This is a genomic window from Pseudomonas sp. NBRC 100443, from assembly GCF_030268185.1.
GTDB classification, from domain to species: Bacteria; Pseudomonadota; Gammaproteobacteria; order Pseudomonadales; family Pseudomonadaceae; genus Pseudomonas; species Pseudomonas citronellolis.
The window spans coordinates 86,241-108,287 of sequence record NZ_BSQE01000009.1; the positions used below are offsets into that span (position 1 = coordinate 86,241).

A 22,047-nucleotide genomic window follows, 5' to 3' on the forward strand; every position below is an offset into this window, starting at 1 on the left:
ATCCGAAAACCGCCGTGAATCCCGTTGCGCACCCGCTGATCGACCGCTTCCTCGACGCCCTCTGGCTGGAAAAGGGCCTTGCCGACAACACCCGCCTGGCCTACGGCAGCGACCTGGCGCTGTTCAACGGCTGGCTGGGGGAGCAGGGCGTGAGCCTGGAGCGCGCCGGCCGCGAGGCAATCCTCGACCACCTGGCCTGGCGCCTGGCCCAGGGCTACAAGGCCCGCTCCACCGCGCGCTTCCTCTCCGGCGTGCGCGGTTTCTACCGCTACTGCCTGCGCGAGGGACTCATCGCCGAGGACCCGACCCTGCAGGTGGAACTGCCGCAACTGGGCAAACCGCTGCCCAAGTCGCTGTCCGAGGCCGACGTCGAAGCGCTGCTGGCCGCGCCGGAGACCGAGGACCCGCTGGGCCTGCGCGACCGCGCCATGCTGGAGGTGCTCTACGCCTGCGGCCTGCGCGTCAGCGAGCTGGTCGGCCTGACACTGGAGCAGCTCAACCTGCGCCAGGGCGTGGTGCGGGTGTTCGGCAAGGGCAGCAAGGAGCGCCTGGTGCCGCTGGGCGAGGAAGCCATCGTCTGGCTCGAACGCTACCTGCGCAACGCCCGCGACGACCTGCTCGGCGGCCGTCCCAGCGACGTGCTCTTCCCCAGCCTGCGCGGCGAACAGATGACGCGGCAGACCTTCTGGCACCGCATCAAGCACCACGCCAAGGTCGCCGGCATCGGCAAGTCGCTGTCGCCGCACACCCTGCGCCACGCCTTCGCCACCCACCTGCTCAACCATGGCGCCGACCTGCGCGTGGTGCAGATGCTGCTGGGCCACAGCGACCTCTCGACCACCCAGATCTACACCCACATCGCCCGCGCGCGCCTGCAGGAGCTGCACGCCCAGCACCACCCGCGTGGCTGAGCGTAGGAGCGGACTCCGTCCGCGATGGGCCGGACACCCCGTAGGATGGGTTGAGCGAAGCGATACCCATCACCACGACCGCATGGGTTTCGCCAAGGCTCAACCCATCCGTTGAGGCGCGCCTCGGCGCAGCCGGCAAGATAGGCCTGTCTGGTGTAGGACGAACAACCGTTCGCGTTATCCGCCGCTTGACCTGATCGACCAACGGCGCGCCCTGAAGCCTCGTGCTACAAGCTCGCGGTTCGGTCCGCAGGCTCTGCTGTGGTAGGCTGCGAGGTTCATCCACAGGAGTTTTCCATGCGTCTGTCCCGTTTCCTGGCTGCCGCGGCCCTGGGCCTCGCCAGCACCCTCGTCCTGGCCGCCGAGCCCGACCAGACCATCCGCAAGACCCTGCAGTCGCTGCAGCCCGACCTGCCCATCGAAACCATCAGCGCCAGCCCCGTGCAGGGCCTGTACCAGGTCCAGCTCAAGGGCGGCCGGGTGCTCTATGCCAGCGTCGACGGCAACTTCGTGGTGCAGGGCAACATCTACCAGGTGAAGGACGGCGCGGCCACCAACATCACCGAGGTCGCCGAGGCGGCCGGCGTGGCCAAGACCATCAATGCGCTGCCGGCCAGCGACATGGTGGTGTTCCCCGCCCAGGGCAAGGCCAAGGCGCACATCACCGTGTTCACCGACACCACCTGCCCCTACTGCCAGAAGCTGCACGCCGAGGTGCCGGAGCTGAACAAGCGCGGCATCGAGGTGCGCTACCTGGCCTTCCCGCGCCAGGGGCCGAAGTCCCCGGGTGACCAGCAACTGCAGGCGGTGTGGTGCTCCAAGGACCGCGCGGCGGCCATGACCGAGATGTTCCACGGCAAGGAAATCAAGGCCGCGCAGTGCCCCAACCCGGTGGACAAGCAGTTCCAGCTGGGCCAGATGGTCGGCGTGCAGGGCACCCCGGCGATCATCCTCGAAAGCGGCCAGATGCTGCCGGGTTACCAGAGCGCCGGCGAAATCGCCAAGCTGGTGCTGGACACCAAGTGAATCGGGCCCTGCGCCTGATTTGACTAATAGGGAGCCGCTTCGTAATGTGCGGTTCCTTTAACCATGAGGCCGGGCGTTCGCCCGGCCTTCGTACGGTACGTCCCCGCCCTCGCCGCGTATGCGTCGCGGGCCGGGACGTATCCCGTTTGCCGCGATGATGGGGAGTTTCAGCGTGAAACCGGTGAAAGTGGGAATCTGTGGGTTGGGGACCGTCGGTGGCGGTACCTTCAATGTACTCAAACGCAACGCCGAGGAGATTGCCCGCCGTGCCGGGCGTGGTATCGAGGTTGCGCAGATTGCCGCCCGTCGCCCCAATCCGAAATGCGAAACCGGCAGCACCCCCATCACTGCCGACATTTTCGACGTGGCGAACAACCCGGAAATCGACGTGGTCATCGAGCTGATCGGCGGCTACACCCTGGCCCACGAGCTGGTGCTCAAGGCCATCGAGAACGGCAAGCACGTGGTCACCGCGAACAAGGCGCTGATCGCCGTGCACGGCAACGAGATCTTCGCCAAGGCCCGCGAGAAGGGCGTGATCGTCGCCTTCGAGGCCGCGGTGGCCGGCGGCATCCCGGTGATCAAGGCGATCCGCGAGGGCCTGGCTGCCAACCGCATCAACTGGCTGGCCGGCATCATCAACGGCACCGGCAACTTCATCCTCACCGAGATGCGCGAGAAAGGCCGCGCCTTCGCCGACGTGCTCAAGGAAGCCCAGGCGCTGGGCTACGCCGAAGCCGACCCGACCTTCGACGTCGAGGGCATCGACGCCGCGCACAAGCTGACCATCCTGGCGTCCATCGCCTTCGGCATCCCGCTGCAGTTCGACAAGGCCTACACCGAGGGCATCACCAAGCTGACCACCGCCGACGTGAACTACGCCGAGGCCCTGGGCTACCGCATCAAGCACCTGGGCGTGGCCCGCCGCACCGACGCCGGCATCGAGCTGCGCGTGCACCCGACGCTGATCCCGGCCGACCGCCTGATCGCCAATGTGAACGGCGTGATGAACGCGGTCATGGTCAACGGCGACGCCGCCGGTTCCACGCTGTTCTACGGCGCCGGTGCCGGCATGGAGCCCACAGCATCCTCGGTGGTCGCCGACCTGGTCGACGTGGTCCGCGTGCTCACCACCGACCCGGAGAACCGCGTGCCGCACCTGGCCTTCCAGCCGGACGCGCTCTCCGACCACCCGATCCTGCCGATCGAAGCCTGCGAAAGCGCCTACTACCTGCGCATCCAGGCCAAGGACCACCCGGGCGTACTGGCCCAGGTGGCGACCATCCTCTCCGAGCGCGGCATCAACATCGAATCGATCATGCAGATGGAAGTCGAAGAGCATGACGGTCTGGTGCCGATGATTCTGGTTACCCACCGCGTGCTCGAGTCCCGCATCATCGAAGCCATCGCCGCGCTGGAAGCGCTGGATGACGTGGTCGGCAATGTCGTACGCATTCGTGTAGAGCAGCTCGCGTAAGGCTATAGGCTGAAGGCTGGACGAGAAGGCTTCTACGTCCAGCCTCAAGCCTCCAGCGCTTTTATCGGTTTTCAAGAAAGGTTTCTAACATGCGCTACATCAGTACCCGCGGCCAGGCGCCCGCGCTGAACTTCGAAGACGTGCTGCTGGCTGGCCTGGCCAGCGACGGCGGCCTGTACGTGCCGGAAAACCTGCCGCGCTTCACCGTCGAGGAAATTGCCTCCTGGGCCGGCCTGCCGTACCACGAGCTGGCCTTCCGGGTGATGCGCCCGTTCGTCGCCGGCAGCATCTCGGACGCCGACTTCAAGAAGATCCTCGAGGAGACCTACGGCGTCTTCGCCCACAACGCCGTGGCGCCGCTGCGCCAGCTGAACGGCAACGAGTGGGTGCTGGAGCTGTTCCACGGCCCGACCCTGGCCTTCAAGGACTTCGCCCTGCAACTGCTCGGCCGCCTGCTCGACCACGTGCTGACCAAGCGCGGCGAGCGCGTGGTGATCATGGGCGCCACCTCCGGCGACACCGGCTCGGCGGCCATCGAAGGCTGCAAGGCCTGCGAGAACGTCGACATCTTCATCATGCACCCGCACAACCGCGTGTCCGAGGTGCAGCGCCGGCAGATGACGACCATCCTCGGCGAAAACATCCACAACATCGCCATCGAAGGCAACTTCGACGACTGCCAGGAGATGGTCAAGGCCAGCTTCGCCGATCAGGGCTTCCTGAAAGGCACCCGCCTGGTGGCGGTCAACTCGATCAACTGGGCGCGGATCATGGCCCAGATCGTCTACTACTTCCATGCCGCCATCCAGCTCGGCGCGCCGGCCCGTTCGGTGGCCTTCTCGGTGCCCACCGGCAACTTCGGCGACATCTTCGCCGGCTACCTGGCGCGCAACATGGGCCTGCCGGTCAGCCAACTGATCGTGGCGACCAACCGCAACGACATCCTGCACCGCTTCATGTCCGGCAACCGCTACGACAAGGACACCCTGCACGCGTCGCTGTCGCCGTCCATGGACATCATGGTCTCGTCCAACTTCGAGCGCCTGCTGTTCGACCTCCACGGCCGCAACGGCAAGGCCATCGCCGAGCTGATGGACGGCTTCAAGGCCACCGGCAAGCTGTCCGTCGAGGATGACCGCTGGACCGAGGCGCGCCGCCTGTTCGATTCGCTGGCAGTGGACGACGAGCAAACCTGCCAGACCATCGCCGAGGCCTACGCCGAGTGCGGCGAACTGCTCGACCCGCACACCGCCATCGGCGTGCGCGCCGCCCGCGAATGCCGTCGCAGCCTGGCCATCCCCATGGTCACCCTGGGCACCGCGCACCCGGTGAAGTTCCCGGAAGCGGTGGAGAAGGCCGGCATCGAGGCGGCCCCGGCGCTGCCGACGCACCTGGCCGACCTGTTCCAGCGCGAGGAACGCTGCACCGTGCTGCCCAACGAACTGGCCAAGGTCCAGGCTTTCGTCAGCGCCCACGGCAACCGCGGCAAGCCGCTCTAAACCGGCCGCAGGAAGAGCCCGCCACCTTGGCGGGCTTTTTCGTTTGCGGGGCAAATATCTGAGGTTATTGAACTTTTTCCTTCAGATAGGGGTCTTTTGCTGACGTATCCGTTGTATCCCAGGAGAACCCCATGGACCGACTCGAGCCTCTGCTCGCAGCCATCTTCAGCCAGTACGCCCACGATCTCGGACCTGCGCGTCCGGACGGTGGCCGGGTGCTGAGCCTGAGCACTTCCGAAGGCGAGGTCGTCCTGCGTCGCGTCCTCAGTGGCGAACAACTGGCCGACGAGCGCAATTGCCAGGAGGCGCTGGAAGCCATCAGCCGCGACCTGGCGGTCCAGGAGGGGCGGATCTGCAACGACGTCATCCTGGCACTGCGCCAGCGCGCCGCCCAGGTGCTCAGCTACGACACCTGAGCCCGTCGGTTCCATCGCGAATGCCGCCGCCCCGCACCGGGGCGGCGGCATTCGCGTTTCTACAGGCGCCCGCATTGCGCCAGGCGGGCGCGGATGGCCCCGGTGGTGCGACTGTGAGCGCGGGCGATGGCGGTGATCGGCTCGCCCTCGTCGAAGCGCCGCAGCAGGGCCTGTTCCTCTTCCTCGCTCCAGGGCTTGCCGGCCTGCTCCGGCGGCGGGCGTACCTTGCTCTGGGCTTCGAGGGCCTGGATGGCCTGGAACAGGGCGCGGATCACCTCTGGCGCCTGGCAGGCATCCTCCTCGGGAAGCGGCAGGCCGCTACGCGGGTCGATGCCCTGGGCCAGCTTGCGCAGCGTGTCCAGGCAGTGCTGGTTCATCTCCATGGAGCCTTCTCCTCTGCGGAGCGCCCGGAATGGGCGCCGAAAGGATCAGGTAGTGGATTTTCCAGTGCGGATCAGTCGGGTGGTTCCGTTCTTTTCGTAGGAGCGAGCTTGCTCGCGAATGGGGCTTCGCCGGCAATCTCGGCGCTTGACCTGAAGAGCGCCCTCTCCCCAACCCTCTCCCTGAAGGGAGAGGGGGCTTATCCGTGCCGAGATAGGTCAGGATTCCAACCTTGAACTACGTGCTTGCCGGCTAACTCCAGAACAGCCGTTTCTGCCCAACGGTCCCCTGTCCCTTCAGGGCGGGGCGCGCAGCCGAGGGTTAGGGAGAGGGGCGGAGCCAAGCCATGGCGTCGAAGTCACCGGTGACTCCAGTTCGCGAGCAAGCTCGCTCCTACAAGAGCGTGCTCACCGCTATCAAACCGCCCCATCCCGCCGCAGCGCGGCGATCTGCCCGGCGTCGTAGCCCAACTCCGCCAGGATCGCATCGTTGTGCTCGCCCAGCTTCGGGCCTATCCATTCGGCCGAGCCGGGGGTTTCCGAGAGCTTGGGCACTATGCCGGGCATCTTGAAGGGCTTGCCGTCCGGCAGCTTCGCCGAGAGGAACATCTCGCGGGCGAGGAACTGCGGATCGGCGAACATGTCCTCGGCGGAGTAGATGCGGCTGGCCGGCACCTCGGCCTCGTTCAGCACCTTCAGCACCTCTTCCAGCGGCAGCGAACGGGCCCAGCGGTCGATCACCCCGTACAGCTCGTCGCGCCGCGCATCGCGGCCGTCGTTGCCGGCCAGCTGCGGGTCGTCGGCCAGGTCCTGGCGGCCGATGGCGAGCATGAAGCGGCGGAAGATGGCGTCGCCGTTGGCGGCGATCTGCACGTGCTTGCCGTCGGCCGTGGTGTGCACCGAGGACGGGGTGATGCCGGGCATGATGTTGCCGCTGCGCTCGCGGATGAAGCCGAACACGTCGAACTCCGGGACCATCGACTCCATCATGGCGAACACCGCCTCGTACAGCGCCACGTCCACCACCTGGCCCTGGCCGCCGTTGACCTCGCGGTGGCGCAGCGCCATGAGCGCGCCTATGACGCCCCACAGGGCGGCGATGGAGTCGCCGATGGAGATGCCGGTGCGCACCGGCGGGCGGTCCTCGAAGCCGGTGATGTAGCGCAGCCCGCCCATGGATTCGCCCACCGCGCCGAAACCCGGCTGGTCCTTGTAGGGGCCGCTCTGGCCGAAGCCGGACAGGCGCACCATCACCAGCCTGGGGTTCAGCGCGTGGAGCACGTCCCAGCCCAGGCCGAGCTTCTCCAGCACGCCGGGGCGGAAGTTCTCGATGAGGATGTCGGCCTCGGCCAGCAGCTTCTTCAGCACCTCGCGGCCGGCTTCCTGCTTGAGGTTGAGGGTCAGCGAGCGCTTGTTGCGCGCCTGCACGAACCACCACAGCGAGGTGCCCTCGTAGAGCTTGCGCCACTTGCGCAGCGGGTCGCCGCCGTCGGGCGACTCGATCTTGGTCACTTCGGCGCCGAACTCCGCGCACAGGCGCGCGGCGAAGGGGCCGGCGATCAGGGTGCCGAGTTCCACGACCTTGAGGCCGGCGAGGGGTTTGGCGGTGGCGTTCATCGAAGGTTTCCGTCAGTCGGGCAGTGGGGCGACTCTAGGGCCGTCGCCGGCCCGCCGCAAGCCATGGCCGGGGCGGCGGCGCGGGCAAAGCTGACCGATCGGTTGTGAAGGCGTTCCGCGATCGACGCCGGACGCGTAGAGTAGAGAGCATTCCCACACCCTTTTCAGGCCGGCCGGGTATCCGCTCATGGGCGCCGTTGATCTTCCTCCTTCCGTCGACCCTACGTCGCCTGCGCACGGGATGCCGAAGGAGGGCGCATGTCGCTGAGCCTGCCCACCCTGCTGCTGGTGGATCTGTACATCCTCGCCCTGGTCGGCGTGCTGATGTTCTTCGCCTGGTACGGCGGGCGCCGCGAGCCGACCCTCGGCTACATGGCCGCCATGCTCCTGCTCGGGGCGCTGTCCACCTTCCTCATCGCCCTGCGCAGCTTCGGCCTGGAGACGCTGGCCATCGTCGCCGGCAACATGGTGGTGGCGCTTTCCTGCGCGCTGCTGTGGACCAGTATGCGGGTGTTCGCCGGGCGCGCGCCCTACTGGCCCGGCGTGGCCGCGGGGGCCGTGCTCTGGCTGCTGCTGTGTCTGTGGCCGGTCTTCCTGCAGTCGATGGTCTTGCGCATCCAGGTCCACTCGGCGCTGACCGTGGTCTACTGCCTGCTCGCCGCCGCCGAGCTGTGGCGCAGCCGCCAGCGCCTGGAAGTGCCGCTGCGGCCGACCCTGGCCCTGTTGCTGTTCCACGCCGGCTTCTACACCCTGCGCATCTTCGTCGACCGCGGCGAGGTGCCGGTGGTGCCCGCCGGCACCTACACCACCCTGTTCACCCTGCTGGTGTTCGAGACCATGATGGTCGCCGTCGGCCTGGCCTTCACCACCCTGACCATGGTCAAGGACCGCGCCGAGCTGAAGTTCCGTTCGGCGGCCCTGAGCGACCCCCTGACCGGCATCGGCAACCGCCGCGCCTTCATGGATTCCGGCGAGCGCCTGCTGCGCCTGTGCGCCGAACGCGGCGAGCCGGTGGCGCTGCTGGTCTGCGACCTGGACAACTTCAAGCGCCTCAACGACGCCTACGGCCACCCGGTGGGCGACCGCGCCCTGCAGGAGTTCAGCCGCATCACCGCCTCGCGCATGCGCCGCCAGGACGTGTTCGGGCGCATCGGCGGCGAGGAGTTCGCCTGCCTGCTGATCGGCGCCGGCACCGAAGCCGCCTGCCAGGTGGCCGAACGCATCCGCCGGGAGTTCGCCGAGGTGCCGTTCGTCGCGGATGGCCTGCTCAGCGTCAGCATCGGCGTGGCCACCAGCGAGGAGGGCGGCTACGAGCTGGCGCGACTGCTGTCGCTGGCCGACCAGGCGCTGTACCTGGCCAAGGCCAAGGGCCGCAACCGCATCGAGCTGTCGGCCCCCGGGCCGGGGCGCGAGGGCCGCGGCCACCGCTGAGCGCGACGGGGGCGGCAGGGCCGGCGCAATCGGGGTAGACTTGCCGCCTTCGCATCGCTGGGATAGACCATGGCCCTCTCCGCCACCCCCTACAAGGCCGACATCAGCCTCACCGACCTGGATCGCGGCGTCTACGAGACGCTGCGCTTCACCGTCGCCCGCCACCCCTCGGAAACCGAGGAGCGCCTGGCGGTCCGCCTGATCGCCTTCGTGCTCTGGTACAACGAGCAACTGGCCTTCGGCCGCGGCCTGTCGGACGTCGAGGAACCGTCGCTGTGGGAGAAGAGCCTGGACGATCGCATCCTGCACTGGATCGAGGTCGGCCAGCCGGACAGCGAGCGCCTGGTGTGGTGCTCGCGGCGCTGCGAGAAGCTCTCGTTGCTGGCCTACGGCAACCTGCGCGTATGGACCACCAAGGTCCTCGACGGCGTGCGCCACCTGAAGAACCTGAATGTCGCCGCCGTGCCCCAGGAACCGCTGGAGGAGCTGGCCCGCGACCTGCCGCGCTCGATCAACTGGACCGTGATGATCAGCGAGGGGACGATCTTCGTCACCGACGAAAACGGCCAGCATGAACTGCAACTCGAATGGCTGATGGGCGAACGCTGAGTTGCGCTAGCTGCGCTTCGGCCCGGCTGTGTCGAAACAGGCCCGGGCTTGCTCATTTACACTCGGTAAACTCCGCGCCCGTGCCTGTTTTCGCCTAGCCGTGCTCTAGCTCGCAAGGCGCAAGGTCAGGCTGAAATGGAAGGATTGGAAAGCTCTGATGCGCATCGACCCCCGCCCGTTGCCGGAAACCCTGCCCGACCTCGGCGACCTGCCGCCACTGCTGACCCGCCTGTACGCCGCCCGCGGCGTGAAGTCCGCCGAGGAGCTGGACAAGGGCCTGGCGCGGCTGATCCCGTACCGCCAGCTCAAGGGCATCGATGCCGCCGTCGAGCTGCTGGTCGACGCCCTGGAGAAGCGCCAGCGCATCCTCTACGTCGGCGACTTCGACGCCGACGGCGCCACCGCCAGCAGCGTCGGCGTGCTGGCCCTGCGCCTGCTCGGCGCGGCCTGGGTCGACTACCTGGTGCCGAACCGCTTCGAATACGGCTACGGGCTGACCCCGGAGATAGTCGCGGTCGCCCTGGAGAAACGCCCGGAGCTGCTGGTCACCGTGGACAACGGCATCTCCAGCATCGACGGCGTGGCCGCGGCCAAGGCCGCCGGGCTGCGCGTGCTGGTCACCGACCACCACCTGCCGGGCCCGGAACTGCCGGCGGCGGACGCCATCGTCAACCCCAACCAGCCGGGCTGCGAATTCCCCAGCAAGGCCATGGCTGGCGTCGGTGTGATCTTCTACGTGATGCTCGCCCTGCGCGCGCGCCTGCGCGAGCTGGACTGGTTCGCCCGCAGCGGCACGCCGGAGCCTAACCTGGCCGAGCTGCTCGACCTGGTGGCCCTGGGCAGCGTCGCCGACGTGGTGCCGCTGGACGCCAACAACCGCATCCTGGTGCACCAGGGCCTGGCGCGCATCCGCGCCGGCCGCGCCCGACCGGGCCTGCGCGCGCTGCTGGAAGTGGCCGGGCGTGACGCCCGGCGCATCACCTCCACCGACCTGGGCTTCATCCTCGGCCCGCGGCTGAACGCCGCCGGGCGCCTGGACGACATGTCCCTGGGCATCGAATGCCTGCTCTGCGAGGACGAGGCCCTGGCCCGCGACATGGCGGTGCAGCTCGACCAGCTCAACCAGGACCGCAAGGCCATCGAGCAGGGCATGCAGCGCGAGGCCCTGGCCCAGCTCAAGGAGCTGCCGGTGGAGGAAATGCCCTTCGGCCTGTGCCTGTTCGACCCGGACTGGCACCAGGGCGTGATCGGCATCCTCGCCTCGCGCCTGAAGGAGCGCTACCACCGCCCGACCATCGCCTTCGCCGATGCCGGCGACGGCAGCCTCAAGGGCTCGGCGCGCTCGGTGCCGGGCCTGCACATCCGCGATGCGCTGGACGCCGTGGCCGCGCGCCACCCGGGGCTGATCAGCAAGTTCGGCGGGCATGCCATGGCCGCCGGGCTGTCGCTGCCGCAAGGGCATTTCGGCGCCTTCGCCGCAGCCTTCGATGCCGAGGTGCGCCGCCAGCTCAGCGAGGACGACCTCACCGGGCGCATCCTCTCCGACGGCCAGCTGAGCCTGACCGAGTTCCACCTGGAACTGGCCCGCGCCCTGCGCCAGGCCGGCCCCTGGGGCCAGCACTTCCCCGAGCCGCTGTTCCACGGGGTGTTCCAGATCGTCCAGCAGCGCATCGTCGGCGAGCGCCACCTGAAGCTGGTGCTCAAGACCGAGTGCGGCTCGCTGCAGCTGGACGGCATCGCCTTCAACGTCGACCGCGAGGTCTGGCCGAACCCGACGGTGCGCTGGGCGGAAGTGGCCTACAAGCTGGACGTCAACGAATACCGCGGCAACGAGAGCGTGCAGTTGATGGTGGTGCACCTGGCGCCGCGCTGAGCTCGCCGGCCGATGGGTATCGCAAGCTCGAGCCATCCTACGAAAGCGCCCTGGCGCACCTGCAGTCCCTTGTAGGATGGGTTGAGCGAAGCGATACCCATCGTAGGGTTTTACCCGCGCCCACCCCAGGCAAAAAGAGACCCGCGCAAGGCGGGTCTGAAATCGCCGCAGGAGAGAACGCGGCGAGCGTGGTTGGTCTTTCTCAGGCGCCGGCCAGCGCCGCGTTGCGCCGGGCCAGGCGGCGGCGCCAGGCGCGGTACAGCGGCAGCACGAGCATCGCCGCTACCAGGGTCCAGGTGCCGATGGCGATGGGGCTGGACCAGAGGATGCCCAGCTCGCCGTTGGAGATCGACAGCGCTCGGCGCAGGTTCTGTTCCATCAGCCCGCCGAGGATGAAGCCCAGCAGCAGCGGCGACAGTGGGAAGTCGAGCTTGCGCAGGATGTAGCCGAGGATGCCGATGCCGACCATCAGGAACAGGTCGAAGGTGGTGGCGTGCACGGCGTACACGCCGATGGCGGTGATGATCGCGATGCCCGGCACCAGCGCCCAGTTCGGCACCGAGAGGATGCGGGTGAACACCCGCACCATCGGCACGTTGAGGATGATCAGCATCAGGTTGGCGATGAACAGCGAGGCGATCAGGCCCCAGACGATGGTCGGCTGCTCCTGGAATAGCAGCGGGCCGGGGGTGATGTTGTACAGGCTGAGCGCGCCGATCATCACCGCGGTGGTGCCCGAGCCGGGCACGCCGAGGGTCAGCATCGGCACCAGGGCGCCGCAGGCGGAAGCGCCGATGGCGGTTTCCGGGGCGGCCAGGCCGCGCATGTCGCCCTGGCCGAACTTGCCGCTGGCGCCGGCATAGCGCTTCTCGGTCATGTAGGCCACGGCGCTGGCCAGGGTGGCGCCGGCGCCGGGCAGCACGCCCATGATGAAGCCGAGCAGGCCGCAGCGCAGGTTGACGACGAACACCGAGGCCGCCTCCTTGAGGTTGAACAGCATGCGCCCGCTGGCTTCCACGGCCTTGTGCCCGTGGTGGGTCTTCTCCAGCAGCAGGAGGATCTCGCTGACCGAGAACAGGCCCAGCACCAGCACCACGAACTGGATGCCGTCGGCGACGTGGATGCTCTCGAAGGTGAAGCGGTACACGCCGCTGTTGGCGTCGATGCCCACGCTGGACAGGAACAGCCCGAGCAGCGCCGCCAGCAGCGTCTTCAGCGGGCGGTCGCCGGCCAGGCCGCCGAGCGCGACTATGGCGAAGACCATCAGCACGAAGTATTCCGCCGGGCCGAAGGCGATCGCCCATTTCGCCAGCAGCGGGGCGAACAGCACCATGCCGCAGGTGGCGATGAAGGCGCCGATGAACGAGCTCCAGGCCGACAGCGACAGGGCCACGCCGGCCAGGCCGTTGCGCGCCATGGGGTAGCCGTCCAGGGTGGTCATCACGGTGGAGGCCTCGCCGGGGATGTTCAGCAGGATCGAGGAGATCCGCCCGCCGTATTCGCAGCCCAGGTACACCGCGGCCAGCAGGATCAGCGCCGACTCCGGCGGCAGGCCGAGGGCGAAGGCCACCGGGATCAGCAGGGCCACGCCGTTGATCGGGCCCAGGCCCGGGAGCAGGCCGACCACGGTGCCGATCAGCGTGCCGATCAGCGCGGTGACCAGGTTGTAGGGGCTCAGGGCGACGCCGAAGCCCTGCCCGAGATAGCTCAGGGTATCCATGACGGTGTCCTCAGAAGGGCAGGAAATCGAGCACGCCGCGCGGCAGCGGGACGTCCAGGGTGCGGTCGAAGAGCAGGTACAGGCCGATGCTCAGCAGCGTGCAGGTGAGCACGCTGACGGCCGGCTTGCCGCCATAGAGCAGGGCAATGAAGCTGCCCACCAGGGCGCTGGCGAGGATGAAGCCCAGCGGCTCGAAGAGCCCGGCGTAGACCAGCAGCAGGCCGATGCACGCCACCACCTTGCGCAGCAGCGCGCCTTCCAGCGGCGCCTCGTCGTCGTAGCGAGCCGGCGTCGGCCGCAGGATCAGCCAGGCCAGGCCGATCGCCATCAGCGCCAGGCACAGCAGCGGGTAGGCGCGCGGGCCCACCGGTTCGTAGGAGAAGGGCGCCTGGTAGTTCCAGGCCACGGCGGCCAGGCCGAGGCAGGCCAGCAGCCAGGCACCGGCGAACAGCCGCTGCGGCAGCGAGTGGGGGGCGTGCATGTCGGGAACCTCGCGGCTTACTGGATCAGGCCGAAGTCATGGGCCATCTGCCGATAGCGGGCGACCTGCTGCTTGACGTAGCTGTCCAGCTCGGGCCCGGTCATGGCGAAGGGGAACAGCTCGCGCTGGTCGCGCAGCTTGGCGAAGTCCTCCGAGGCCAGCAGCTTGTCGAACGATGCCTTCCAGAACTGGTAGTCCTCGTCGCTGACCTTGGGCCCGACGTAGAAGCCGCGCACCACCGGCCAGACGATGTCGAAGCCCTGCTCCCTGGCGGTGGGAATGTCGGCCATACCTTCGTCCTGCAGGCGCTCCTCGGCGAACACCGCGAGCAGGCGCATCTTGCCGGCGCGGATGTGCGGCATGGAGTCGGAGATGTCGGTGCTGCCCACCTGGATGTGCCCGCCCAGCAGCGCCGTGGCGATCTCGCCGCCGCCTTCCAGGGCGACGTAGCGCAGCCGCTTCGGATCGATGCCGGCGGCCTTGGCGATCAGCGCGGTCTGCATCCAGTCCTGGCTGCCGACGGTGCCGCCGGAGCCGATCACCACCTTGCCCGGGTCGGCCTTGAGCGCGGCCACCAGGTCGGCGAGGTTCTTGTAGGGCGAGTCGTCGCGCACGGCGATGGCGCCGTAGCTGGTGCCGATGGCCGCCAGCCACTTCACCGCGTTCTCGTCGTAGCGGCCGAACTTGCCCTGGGCCAGGTTCAGCAGCGAGCCGCTGGAGAAGGCGGTGATGCTGTTGCCGTCGGCCGGGCGCTGGGCGACCACGGCGTTGTAGGCCACCGCGCCGACGCCGCCGGGCATGTAGGTGACGCGCATCGGGCTGCTCAGCAGCTTCTCGTCCAGCAGGGCGCTCTGCGCCAGCTTGCAGGTCAGGTCGAAGCCGCCGCCGGGGGCGGCCGGGGCGATGCATTCCGGGCGCTTGGGCTCGGCGTGGGCGACGGCGGTGAACAGCGCGCCGGCGGCGAGGAGCAGGGGGAGGGTGCGGAGCTTGGTCATCATCGGGGCCTCTTCTTGTTGTTGTTTACCAGATCGCCAGGGAATAGGTGAGGTAGACGCGGGTTTCGTCGGCGTTGCGCGCGAAGTTGGAACGGTAGGTGGCGTTGCGCAGGCGCACGCCGAAGTCCTTCAGCGGGCCGCTCTGCACCACGTACTTGAGGTCAGTGTCGCGTTCCCACTCGCGGCCTTCGCCGGCGCGCCCGTTGATCTCGGCGTTGTCGCCCTTGAGGTAGCGGTTCATCAGGGTCAGGCCGGGGATGCCGAACACGGCGAAGTCGAAGTCGTGGCGCAGCTGCCAGGAGCGTTCCTTGGTCTCGGCGAAGTCGCCGACCTGGACGAAGTTCACCAGGTAGGGGTTGCTGCCGTCGATGTAGGGGAAGGCGCTGTCGCCGTCCATCTGCTGCCAGCCGATGCTGAACTTGTTGGCGCCGAGGGCGTAGCCGAGCATGGCGTTGAAGGCGCGGTTGTCGATCCTGCCGCCGCGGGCGGCGCCGTCGTCGTCGCTGATCGCCAGGCGCCAGTCGGTGGTCAGCTTGCCGTCGCCCAGCTTGTGGCTGCTGAGCAGGCCGACGAAGTGCTGGCGGTACACCTCGTCCAGCTCGGCATAGTGGTAGCGGCCGGTGAAGTGCTCGTCGAACTTGTAGTCGCCGCCGGCCAGGTCGTAGTGCTCGCCGGCGACGCTGCCTGTGAAGCGCTTGTTCTTGTTGTTCAGCGCCAGGTCCTGGGCGTCGGTGGAGTCGCGGTCGATGGCCTTTTCCAGGCGCCCGCCGGTGAAGGTCAGGCCGGGCAGGTCGCGGGACTCCAGCAGGCCGCCCTCGAATATCTGCGGGAACAGGCGGCTGTCGTTGGGCTGCAGGGTGGGCAGGTCGGGGATCAGGCTGCCGAGCTTGAGTTCGGTCTGCGAGACCTTGAACTTGGCGGTCAGCCCGAGCTTGCTGTACTCGTCCGCGGCGCGGCCGTCGTCGTGGGTGGGCAGCAGGCCGCTGCCGGTGCGGTCGGGGCTGGAGTCGAGCTTGAGGCCGAGCATGCCCAGGGCGTCGAGGCCGACGCCGACGGTGCCGTCGGTGTAGCCGGACTGGAAGTCGAGGATGAAACCTTGCGCCCACTCCTCGCGCTTGGACTGGCCGGCGCCGTCGCGGAAGTCGCGGTTGAAGTAGATGTTCTGCGTCTGCAGCTTCAGGCTGCTGTCTTCGATGAAGCCGGAAGCCTCGGCTTCCCCGGCCAGGCCGCCGAGGGCCAGGGCCGCGCCGAAACCGGCGGGGAAAACACGGAACAGGACGGGATTGGCCCCACGGGCCGGGTGCTGGACAGTCAGCATCGGTGGACTCCATTTCTTGTTCTTGTGTGGATGGCGCCACGCCGCCAGCCGATTTTGGGACGATCTGCGTCGTCTGACGGGCGATCCTAGCGCCGCTGCCTTTCACCAGGCTTTCAGCCGTTCACAGGCGCCCGTGGGCGGGTAAACTGCGTGCACCTGTCCACATCCGAGCGAGGAATACCGCCGTGCGCATCCTTCTGGTCGAAGACCATCCGCAACTGGGCGACAGCGTGCAGCAGGCGCTCAAGGGCGCGGGCTGGACGGTCGACCTGCTGCGCGACGGGGTGGCCGCCGACCTGGCCCTGGCCAGCGAGGAATACGCCCTGGCCATTCTCGACGTCGGCCTGCCGCGCCTGGACGGCTTCGAGGTGCTGGCGCGCCTGCGCGGCCGCGGCAAGACCCTGCCGGTGCTGATGCTGACCGCCCGCGGCGAGGTCAAGGACCGCGTCCATGGCCTCAACCTCGGCGCCGACGATTACCTGGCCAAGCCCTTCGAGCTGAGCGAACTGGAAGCGCGGGTGAAGGCCCTGCTGCGGCGCAGCGTGCTCGGCGGCGAACAGCAGCAGCGTTGCGGCGAGCTGGTCTACGACCTGGGCGCGCGGCGCTTCAGCCTGGCCGGCGAGGCGCTGACCCTGACCTCCCGCGAGCAGGCCGTGCTGGAAGCGCTGATCGCCCGCCCCGGGCGGGTGCTGAGCAAGGAACAGCTGGCCGCCCAGGTGTTCGGCCTGGACCAGGACGCCAGCGCCGACGCCATCGAAATCTACGTGCACCGCCTGCGCAAGAAGCTGGAAGGCGACGCGGTGCGCATCGTCACCTTCCGCGGCCTGGGCTACCTGCTCGAGGCCGTGGATGCCTGAGGTGCTCCGGCGCCTGGCCCTGCCCGGTTCCGGCAGCCTGCGCTGGCGCCTGCTGTGGCGCCTGGGCGGGTTGCTGCTGGTGCTGCTCCTGCTGGGCAGCCTGGCCACCTACCAGCGGGCCCGCCACGCCTCGGACATCGCCTACGACCGCACCCTGCTGGCCTCGGCGCGGGACATCGCCGACGGCCTCTACGACAGCGACGGCAGCCTGCGCGCCAACGTGCCCTACGTGGCCCTGGACAGCTTCGCCTACGACAGCGCCGGGCGCATCTTCTACCAGGTGATCGACACCCGCGGGCAGTCCATCTCCGGCTACGAGAACCTGCCGGCGCCGCCGCCGGGAACTCTGCGCACCGACGACTACCCGGCGCTGGCGCGCTTCTACGATAGCGAATACCAGGGCCAGGGCGTGCGCGTGGTCAGCCTGCTGCAGCCGGTCAGCCAGCCGACGGTCAACGGCATGGCGGAAATCCGCGTGGCCGAGACCCTCGGCGCGCGCGAGCGCCTGGCCCGCGAGCTGCTCACCGACACCCTGCTCAACCTGGCGCTGTCGGCGCTGGCCGCGCTGGTCATGGTCTGGTACGCGGTGAGCGCCGGCCTGCGCCCGCTCGACCGCCTGCGCGCGGCGGTGGAGGAGCGCCAGGCGGACGACCTGCGGCCCCTGCCGCCGGTGGCGGTGCAGCGCGAACTGCGCCCGCTGGTGGCGGCGCTGAACCATTTCACCGTGCGCCTGCGCAGCCTGTTCGAGCGCCAGTCGCAATTCATCGCCGAAGCCTCCCACGAACTGCGCACGCCGCTGGCGGCGCTCAAGGCGCGGCTGGAGCTGGGCCTGCGCGAGCAGGAGCCGCAGCGCTGGCGCGAGACGCTGGAAGAAGCGGTGCAGTACACCGACCGCGTCACCGGGCTGGCCAACCAGTTGCTGTCCCTGGCGCGGGTGGAAAGCGGCGCCCGGGCCATCGCCGAGGGCGGCGGCGAGGCCATCGAACTGGGCGCCCTGGCCCGCGAGCAGGGCATGGTGCTGGCGCCGCTGGCCCACGCACGCGGCGTGGCCCTGGCCCTGGAGGCCGAGCGGCCGGTGTGGATCAAGGGCGATCCGACGCTGCTCCACGAACTGCTCGACAACCTGGTGGCCAACGCCCTGGCCCATGCCGCCGGCAACGTGGTGATCCGCGTCGAGTCGCCGGCCGTGCTGGAGATCGAGGACGACGGCCCGGGCATCCCGGCGGAGGAGCGCGACAAGGTCTTCGGCCGCTTCTACCGCAAGCGCCAGGAGGGCACCGGGCTGGGGTTGGCGATCGTCGGGGAGATCTGCGCGGCGCACCGGGCGCGCATCGAGCTGGCCCATGGGGAGCTGGGTGGGTTGCTGGTGCGGGTGAGTTTTCCGCTGGAGGACGCGAGGGGCGGCTAGGCGCTTTTCGTAGGAGCGAGGGGGACGCCTGGTTCTTGCTCGCGAACAGCGCTTGCCGGCGGGCTTCGGTGTTTGGATTGACTCCGCTCCCTCTCCCCAGCCCTCTCCCTGAAGGGAGAGGGGGCTTGTTCGTGCCGAGAACAGGCATGGCTTCAGCCGGAAACCACCGTGATTGCCGGCTAACTCGGTAAAACCAGCCCACTCCGAACGGTCCCCTCTCCCTTCAGGGAGAGGGTTAGGGAGAGGGCGCTCTTCGGAGCGACACCAAACCTTTCCGGTAGAACGCTATTCGCGAGCAAGCTCGCTCCTCCGAAGAGCCCGCGCCAATGCCGGACCAGCAGCCTACTGCAACATCCCCATCGCCGCCTCCATGGCGGCCGACAGGTCCTCGTCCTCGTTGAGGTTGGCCTGCGGGTCGATGCCCAGCTTGGCGAACGACGGGATGTCGCTCCAGTCCATTTCGGTGAAGGGATGCTGGCTGCCCAGGTAGCTCTGCAGGGTAGCGACTTGGACGATGTCCACGTAGTCGGCCTTGGCGGAGTCGCGGGTGAAGTCCAGGTAGTGGCCGGGCACTTCGGCGATGGGCGCGGGGAATTCCCAGGCCTTGAGGATGCGGTCGCCGATGACCGGGTGGATGCGCTCGATCACGTGGTTGAGGCTGATGGAGTCGGCCAGCAGCTCGCTGTTCTCCTCGGCGTAGGTGAGGATCGGCAGCACTCCGATCTGGTGCACCAGGCCGGCGAGGGTCGCCTGGTCGGGCATCAGCCGGGTGTAGTGGCGGCACAGCGCGTGGCAGATGCCGGCGACCTCGACGCTCTTGTTCCACACCTCGCGCATCTTGCGGTCGACCACGTCGGAGGTGGCCTGGAACATCTGCTCCATGGCCAGGCCCGTGGCCAGGTTGCTGGTGTAGTTGATGCCCAGGCGGCCGATGGCCATCTGCAGGTCGGTGATCTCCTTGTTGGTGCGCAGCAGCGGGCTGTTCACCACCTTGATGATGCGCGCGGTGAGCGCGGCGTCGTTGCCGATCACCCGGGCCAGGTCATGGATGCTGACGTCCGGGTCCTCCGCCGCCTCGCGGACCCGCAGCGCCACTTCGGGCAGGGTGGGCAGCACCAGTTCGTCGTTGTCGATGGCCCGCAGCAGTTCCTGTTGTACTTTTTCGGCAAGCTTGCTCATGGCAGTTCCTTGAGGGACGCCGGGCTCCCCACCCGGCAGGCGATTCGGTCAGCGCTGGATTTCGCGGTCGCTGTCGAGAACGTAGGGCAGCGTCAGCAGGCGCAGGGCCGGGCCGTCCTCGGCCTGGCCGAGGCGCACGCGGCCGTCGGCCACGGCGTCGTCCTGCAGCACCGCCAGCAGCTCGATGCCTTCGGCGGCGCGGGCGGCCAGCACCACTTCGCCGACGCTGCTGCCGTGCACCGGCGAGAACAGCGCGGCGCCCGGCTCGGGCAGCTCGGCGGCGTCCAGCGCCAGGCGGTGCAGGCGGCGCTTGAGGCGGCCGAGGTACTGCATGCGCGCGACGATTTCCTGGCCGGTGTAGCAGCCCTTCTTGAAGCTCACGCCGCCGACCGCCTGCAGGTTGATCATCTGCGGGATGAACAGCTCGCGGGTGGCGCCGAAGACCTGGCCTACGCCGGCGCGCACCTGGCCCAGCAGCCAGTCGTTGAGGGTGCCTTCGTCCAGGCCGGCGTCGAGCGCCTCGCGCACTTCGCCGGCGCGGACCGCCGGCACCCAGAGTTCGGCGCGGCCATGGCCCAGGCCGATGGCCAGCAGGTCGCCGTTGCGCGCCACGCGGTCGGCTTCGGCGGGCGGTTCCAGGCCGAGGCCGGCGAGCACGGCCTCGCCGCCGCTCAGGCCGAAGCGGAGCCAGGCGACGCTGTCGTCGCTCAGGCTGGCCTTGGAGAACACGGCGTACTTCTTCAGGTCGGCCAGTTGCGACTCCAGCAGCTCGGCGGCCAGCGCCAGCAGGTAGCCGTCGCCCTCGGCGACGATGCGGAAGCTGGAGGTCATGCGCCCCTTGGGCGTGCAGCGGCCGCCCAGGCTGGAAGTCGTGGCATCGAGGTAGTTGAGGTTGCAGGTCAACTGCCCCTGCAGGAACTTGGCGGCGTCCGCGCCACGGACGGCGAGGACTCCTTCGTGGGTCAGGGCGGTGTAGAACGCGGAATCGGCCATTGCGGGTCGCTGGAAGAAAGTTAGGCTTTCCATGATAGAGCCGGGGCCTGCGCTTGTCAGCGGGTGCCGCCGGGCGAGGGCATGCGTATAATGCCGCTCGCTTCACGGAATCCGGCTGGCGCCGCGCCGTGGGGTTTCCGATGTAGCGCCGAGGACCCGCAGATGACCGACGAAACCGAACTGAAACGACTCTTCTGGCACAGCCGCCGCGGCATGCTGGAGCTGGACGTGCTGCTGGTGCCCTTCGTGCAGGAGGTCTACCCGGGCCTGGACGCCGAGAACCAGGCGCGCTTCCGTATGCTGCTGGAATGCGAGGACCAGGACATGTTCGGCTGGTTCATGCAGCGCGGCGAGCCGGAAGACGCCGACCTGCGCCACATCGTGCGCATGATCCTGGACCGTGTCCAACCGAAGTGAGCCCTTCGAGTGCCACTGGCGGCCGTCCGAGCGGCTGCTGGCGGCCTACCTGGCGAGCCTGGCGCTCGCCGTGGCGGCGCTGTATCTGGCCGCCATTCCCGCCTTCTGGCAGGCCGCCGGCCTGCTGCTCTGCCTGATCCATGCCCTGTGGGTGCTACCGCGCCAGGTCCTGCTGCGCAGCCGCCACGCCTACCGCGCTTTACGCCACGACGCCGACGGCTGGCAGCTATGGAGCCCGGCCGACGGCTGGCAGGCGGTGCAACTGCGCGCCGACAGCCTCGCGCTGCCGGCGCTGATCGTGCTGCGCTTCCGCTTGCCGGGCCAGCGCCTGAGCCGCGGCCTGTGCCTGCCGGCCGACAGCCTGGCGGCGCAGGCCCATCGCCGTTTGCGCGTGCGGCTGCGCTTCAGTCGGGGAAGATGGGCGGCGCCGCAGTAGCTTCAGCGCGGCCTGTTCGCCAGCTCCGCGCCCTGGCGTAGCGCCTCCAGCAGGCTGCGTTCGTCGGCGATGCCCTTGCCGGCGATGTCGAAGGCGGTCCCGTGGTCCACCGAGGTGCGCACCACGTCCAGGCCGACCGTGACGTTCACCCCGGCTTCCAGCCCGAGGACCTTCACCGGGCCGTGGCCCTGGTCGTGGTACATGGCCACCACCAGGTCGAAGTCGCCGCGGCCGGCGCGGTAGAACAGGGTGTCGGCCGGCAGCGGGCCGGTGACGTCCAGGCCCCGCGCCTGCAGCAGGCTGACGGCGGGGATGATCTTCTCTTCCTCTTCGCCGTAGCCGAACAGGCCGTTTTCCCCGGCGTGCGGGTTGATGCCGCAGACGCCGATGCGCGGCTGCGGGATGCCGGAGCGCACCAGGGTCTCGTGGCCGCGTTCGATGGTGCGCTGCACCAGGCCGGGCTCGATGCGGCGTATGGCGTCGATGATGCCGATGTGGGTGGTGACGTGGATGACGCGCAGCTTGGGGGCCACCAGCATCATGGACACTTCGTCGACGTTGGTCAGGTGGGCGAGCAGCTCGGTGTGGCCGGGAAACTTGTGGCCGCCGGCGTGCAGGGCCTCCTTGTTCAGCGGGGCGGTGCAGATGGCGTCGATCTTCCCGGCCTTGGCCAGGTCCACCGCACGGGCGACGTACTGGTAGGCCGCATCACCCGCCACGGGGGAGAGCACGCCGAAGGGCAGGTCGTCGGGGATGAGCCCGAGGTCGATGCAGTCGATCACGCCCGGCTCGAAGCGGGCGTCGTCGGCATCCTCGATGCGCCGTACCCGGGCCAGCCCGCCGAGCAGCCGGTCGGCCTTCTCCAGGCGCTGCGCATCGCCGATCACCAGGGGGCGGCAGAATCGGTGGAGCCCGGCGCTGGCCAGGCTCTTGACGATGATCTCCGGTCCGACGCCGGCGGCGTCGCCCATGGTGATGCCGATTACGGGAAGATAGTCGTTCAT

The 22,047-nt window shown here is 68.7% G+C and carries 21 protein-coding genes; 12 read left to right on the forward strand and 9 right to left on the reverse strand.

Translation table 11 applies throughout. The annotated features are described in order from the left end of the window. Nucleotides 1-14 precede the first annotated feature (14 nt). The 5 genes from xerD (at nt 15) to QSJ95_RS13780 (ending at nt 5,329) form a co-directional block, all read left to right on the forward strand. Nucleotides 15-911 (forward strand): site-specific tyrosine recombinase XerD, encoded by an 897-nt coding sequence (xerD, locus tag QSJ95_RS13760; protein WP_009616372.1) that lies wholly within the window; start codon nt 15-17, stop codon nt 909-911. Nucleotides 912-1,208: 297 nt separating this feature from the next. After that, a complete protein-coding gene (locus QSJ95_RS13765) occupies nt 1,209-1,937 on the forward strand; it encodes a DsbC family protein (protein WP_009616374.1) in 729 nt (242 codons plus the stop codon). Nucleotides 1,938-2,109: 172 nt separating this feature from the next. Continuing rightward, nucleotides 2,110-3,414: a homoserine dehydrogenase gene (locus QSJ95_RS13770; RefSeq protein WP_249917588.1), complete on the forward strand. Its 1,305-nt coding sequence runs from the start codon at nt 2,110-2,112 to the stop codon at nt 3,412-3,414. A gap of 89 nt (nt 3,415-3,503) precedes the next feature. Then, on the forward strand, nt 3,504-4,913 hold the full coding sequence (gene thrC, locus QSJ95_RS13775; protein WP_276216397.1) for a threonine synthase: 1,410 nt from the start codon (nt 3,504-3,506) through the stop codon (nt 4,911-4,913). 131 nt (nt 4,914-5,044) lie between these two features. Beyond that, nucleotides 5,045-5,329: a DUF3509 domain-containing protein gene (locus QSJ95_RS13780; protein WP_009616381.1), complete on the forward strand. Its 285-nt coding sequence runs from the start codon at nt 5,045-5,047 to the stop codon at nt 5,327-5,329. 59 nt (nt 5,330-5,388) lie between these two features. Here QSJ95_RS13780 and QSJ95_RS13785 read toward each other — a convergent pair whose 3' ends face one another. Both QSJ95_RS13785 and QSJ95_RS13790 read right to left on the reverse strand, forming a co-directional pair. Continuing rightward, complete coding sequence (locus QSJ95_RS13785) at nt 5,389-5,712, reverse strand: hypothetical protein (RefSeq protein WP_285643054.1); 324 nt, start codon at nt 5,710-5,712, stop codon at nt 5,389-5,391. 414 nt (nt 5,713-6,126) lie between these two features. Continuing rightward, nucleotides 6,127-7,326, reverse strand: a complete 1,200-nt coding sequence (locus QSJ95_RS13790) for a CaiB/BaiF CoA transferase family protein (protein ID WP_285643055.1) — start codon at nt 7,324-7,326, stop codon at nt 6,127-6,129. Between the two features lie 258 nt (nt 7,327-7,584). On the opposite strand from QSJ95_RS13790, the gene QSJ95_RS13795 reads away from it, so the two are divergent. From QSJ95_RS13795 to recJ, 3 genes are all read left to right on the forward strand, one after another. After that, complete coding sequence (locus tag QSJ95_RS13795) at nt 7,585-8,757, forward strand: GGDEF domain-containing protein (protein ID WP_009616385.1); 1,173 nt, start codon at nt 7,585-7,587, stop codon at nt 8,755-8,757. A gap of 69 nt (nt 8,758-8,826) precedes the next feature. Beyond that, entirely contained in the window at nt 8,827-9,366 is a 540-nt protein-coding gene (locus QSJ95_RS13800; RefSeq protein ID WP_009616386.1) for a YaeQ family protein, read from the forward strand. 157 nt (nt 9,367-9,523) lie between these two features. After that, complete coding sequence (recJ, locus tag QSJ95_RS13805) at nt 9,524-11,239, forward strand: single-stranded-DNA-specific exonuclease RecJ (protein WP_043314930.1); 1,716 nt, start codon at nt 9,524-9,526, stop codon at nt 11,237-11,239. A 202-nt stretch (nt 11,240-11,441) separates the two neighbouring features. Here recJ and QSJ95_RS13810 read toward each other — a convergent pair whose 3' ends face one another. Genes QSJ95_RS13810 through QSJ95_RS13825 form a run of 4 tightly spaced genes read right to left on the reverse strand, consistent with a single transcriptional unit; the run spans nt 11,442 to nt 15,753 of the window. Beyond that, nucleotides 11,442-12,959 (reverse strand): tripartite tricarboxylate transporter permease, encoded by a 1,518-nt coding sequence (locus QSJ95_RS13810; RefSeq protein WP_285643057.1) that lies wholly within the window; start codon nt 12,957-12,959, stop codon nt 11,442-11,444. A 10-nt stretch (nt 12,960-12,969) separates the two neighbouring features. Beyond that, a complete protein-coding gene (locus tag QSJ95_RS13815; protein WP_285643058.1) occupies nt 12,970-13,440 on the reverse strand; it encodes a tripartite tricarboxylate transporter TctB family protein in 471 nt (156 codons plus the stop codon). A gap of 17 nt (nt 13,441-13,457) precedes the next feature. Continuing rightward, nucleotides 13,458-14,438, reverse strand: coding sequence for a Bug family tripartite tricarboxylate transporter substrate binding protein (locus QSJ95_RS13820; RefSeq protein WP_285643059.1), 981 nt, complete (start codon nt 14,436-14,438; stop codon nt 13,458-13,460). A gap of 22 nt (nt 14,439-14,460) precedes the next feature. Continuing rightward, nucleotides 14,461-15,753, reverse strand: a complete 1,293-nt coding sequence (locus tag QSJ95_RS13825) for an OprD family porin (RefSeq protein WP_285643060.1) — start codon at nt 15,751-15,753, stop codon at nt 14,461-14,463. A 185-nt stretch (nt 15,754-15,938) separates the two neighbouring features. Between QSJ95_RS13825 and tctD the strand changes: the two genes are divergently transcribed. Both tctD and tctE read left to right on the forward strand, forming a co-directional pair. After that, nucleotides 15,939-16,610 (forward strand): two-component system response regulator TctD, encoded by a 672-nt coding sequence (tctD, locus tag QSJ95_RS13830; protein WP_009616396.1) that lies wholly within the window; start codon nt 15,939-15,941, stop codon nt 16,608-16,610. Next, a complete protein-coding gene (gene tctE / locus QSJ95_RS13835; RefSeq protein WP_052267731.1) occupies nt 16,603-18,018 on the forward strand; it encodes a two-component system sensor histidine kinase TctE in 1,416 nt (471 codons plus the stop codon). The genes tctD and tctE overlap by 8 nt, the downstream gene beginning before the upstream one ends. 342 nt (nt 18,019-18,360) lie before the next feature. Here the strand turns inward: tctE and QSJ95_RS13840 are convergent, their stop codons facing one another. Continuing rightward, a complete protein-coding gene (locus QSJ95_RS13840; protein WP_009616407.1) occupies nt 18,361-19,197 on the reverse strand; it encodes an HDOD domain-containing protein in 837 nt (278 codons plus the stop codon). A gap of 48 nt (nt 19,198-19,245) precedes the next feature. Then, nucleotides 19,246-20,190 carry a CAF17-like 4Fe-4S cluster assembly/insertion protein YgfZ gene (ygfZ, locus tag QSJ95_RS13845; protein ID WP_269962486.1) on the reverse strand — a complete coding sequence of 315 codons (945 nt, stop codon included), beginning with the start codon at nt 20,188-20,190 and terminating at the stop codon, nt 19,246-19,248. Between the two features lie 162 nt (nt 20,191-20,352). On the opposite strand from ygfZ, the gene QSJ95_RS13850 reads away from it, so the two are divergent. Both QSJ95_RS13850 and QSJ95_RS13855 read left to right on the forward strand, forming a co-directional pair. Beyond that, nucleotides 20,353-20,607, forward strand: a complete 255-nt coding sequence (locus tag QSJ95_RS13850; protein ID WP_009616418.1) for an FAD assembly factor SdhE — start codon at nt 20,353-20,355, stop codon at nt 20,605-20,607. Further along, complete coding sequence (locus QSJ95_RS13855) at nt 20,591-21,043, forward strand: protein YgfX (RefSeq protein ID WP_058073181.1); 453 nt, start codon at nt 20,591-20,593, stop codon at nt 21,041-21,043. Before QSJ95_RS13850 ends, QSJ95_RS13855 begins: the two co-directional genes overlap by 17 nt. A 2-nt stretch (nt 21,044-21,045) precedes the next feature. Here the strand turns inward: QSJ95_RS13855 and pdxA are convergent, their stop codons facing one another. Next, complete coding sequence (gene pdxA / locus QSJ95_RS13860; RefSeq protein WP_058073180.1) at nt 21,046-22,047, reverse strand: 4-hydroxythreonine-4-phosphate dehydrogenase PdxA; 1,002 nt, start codon at nt 22,045-22,047, stop codon at nt 21,046-21,048.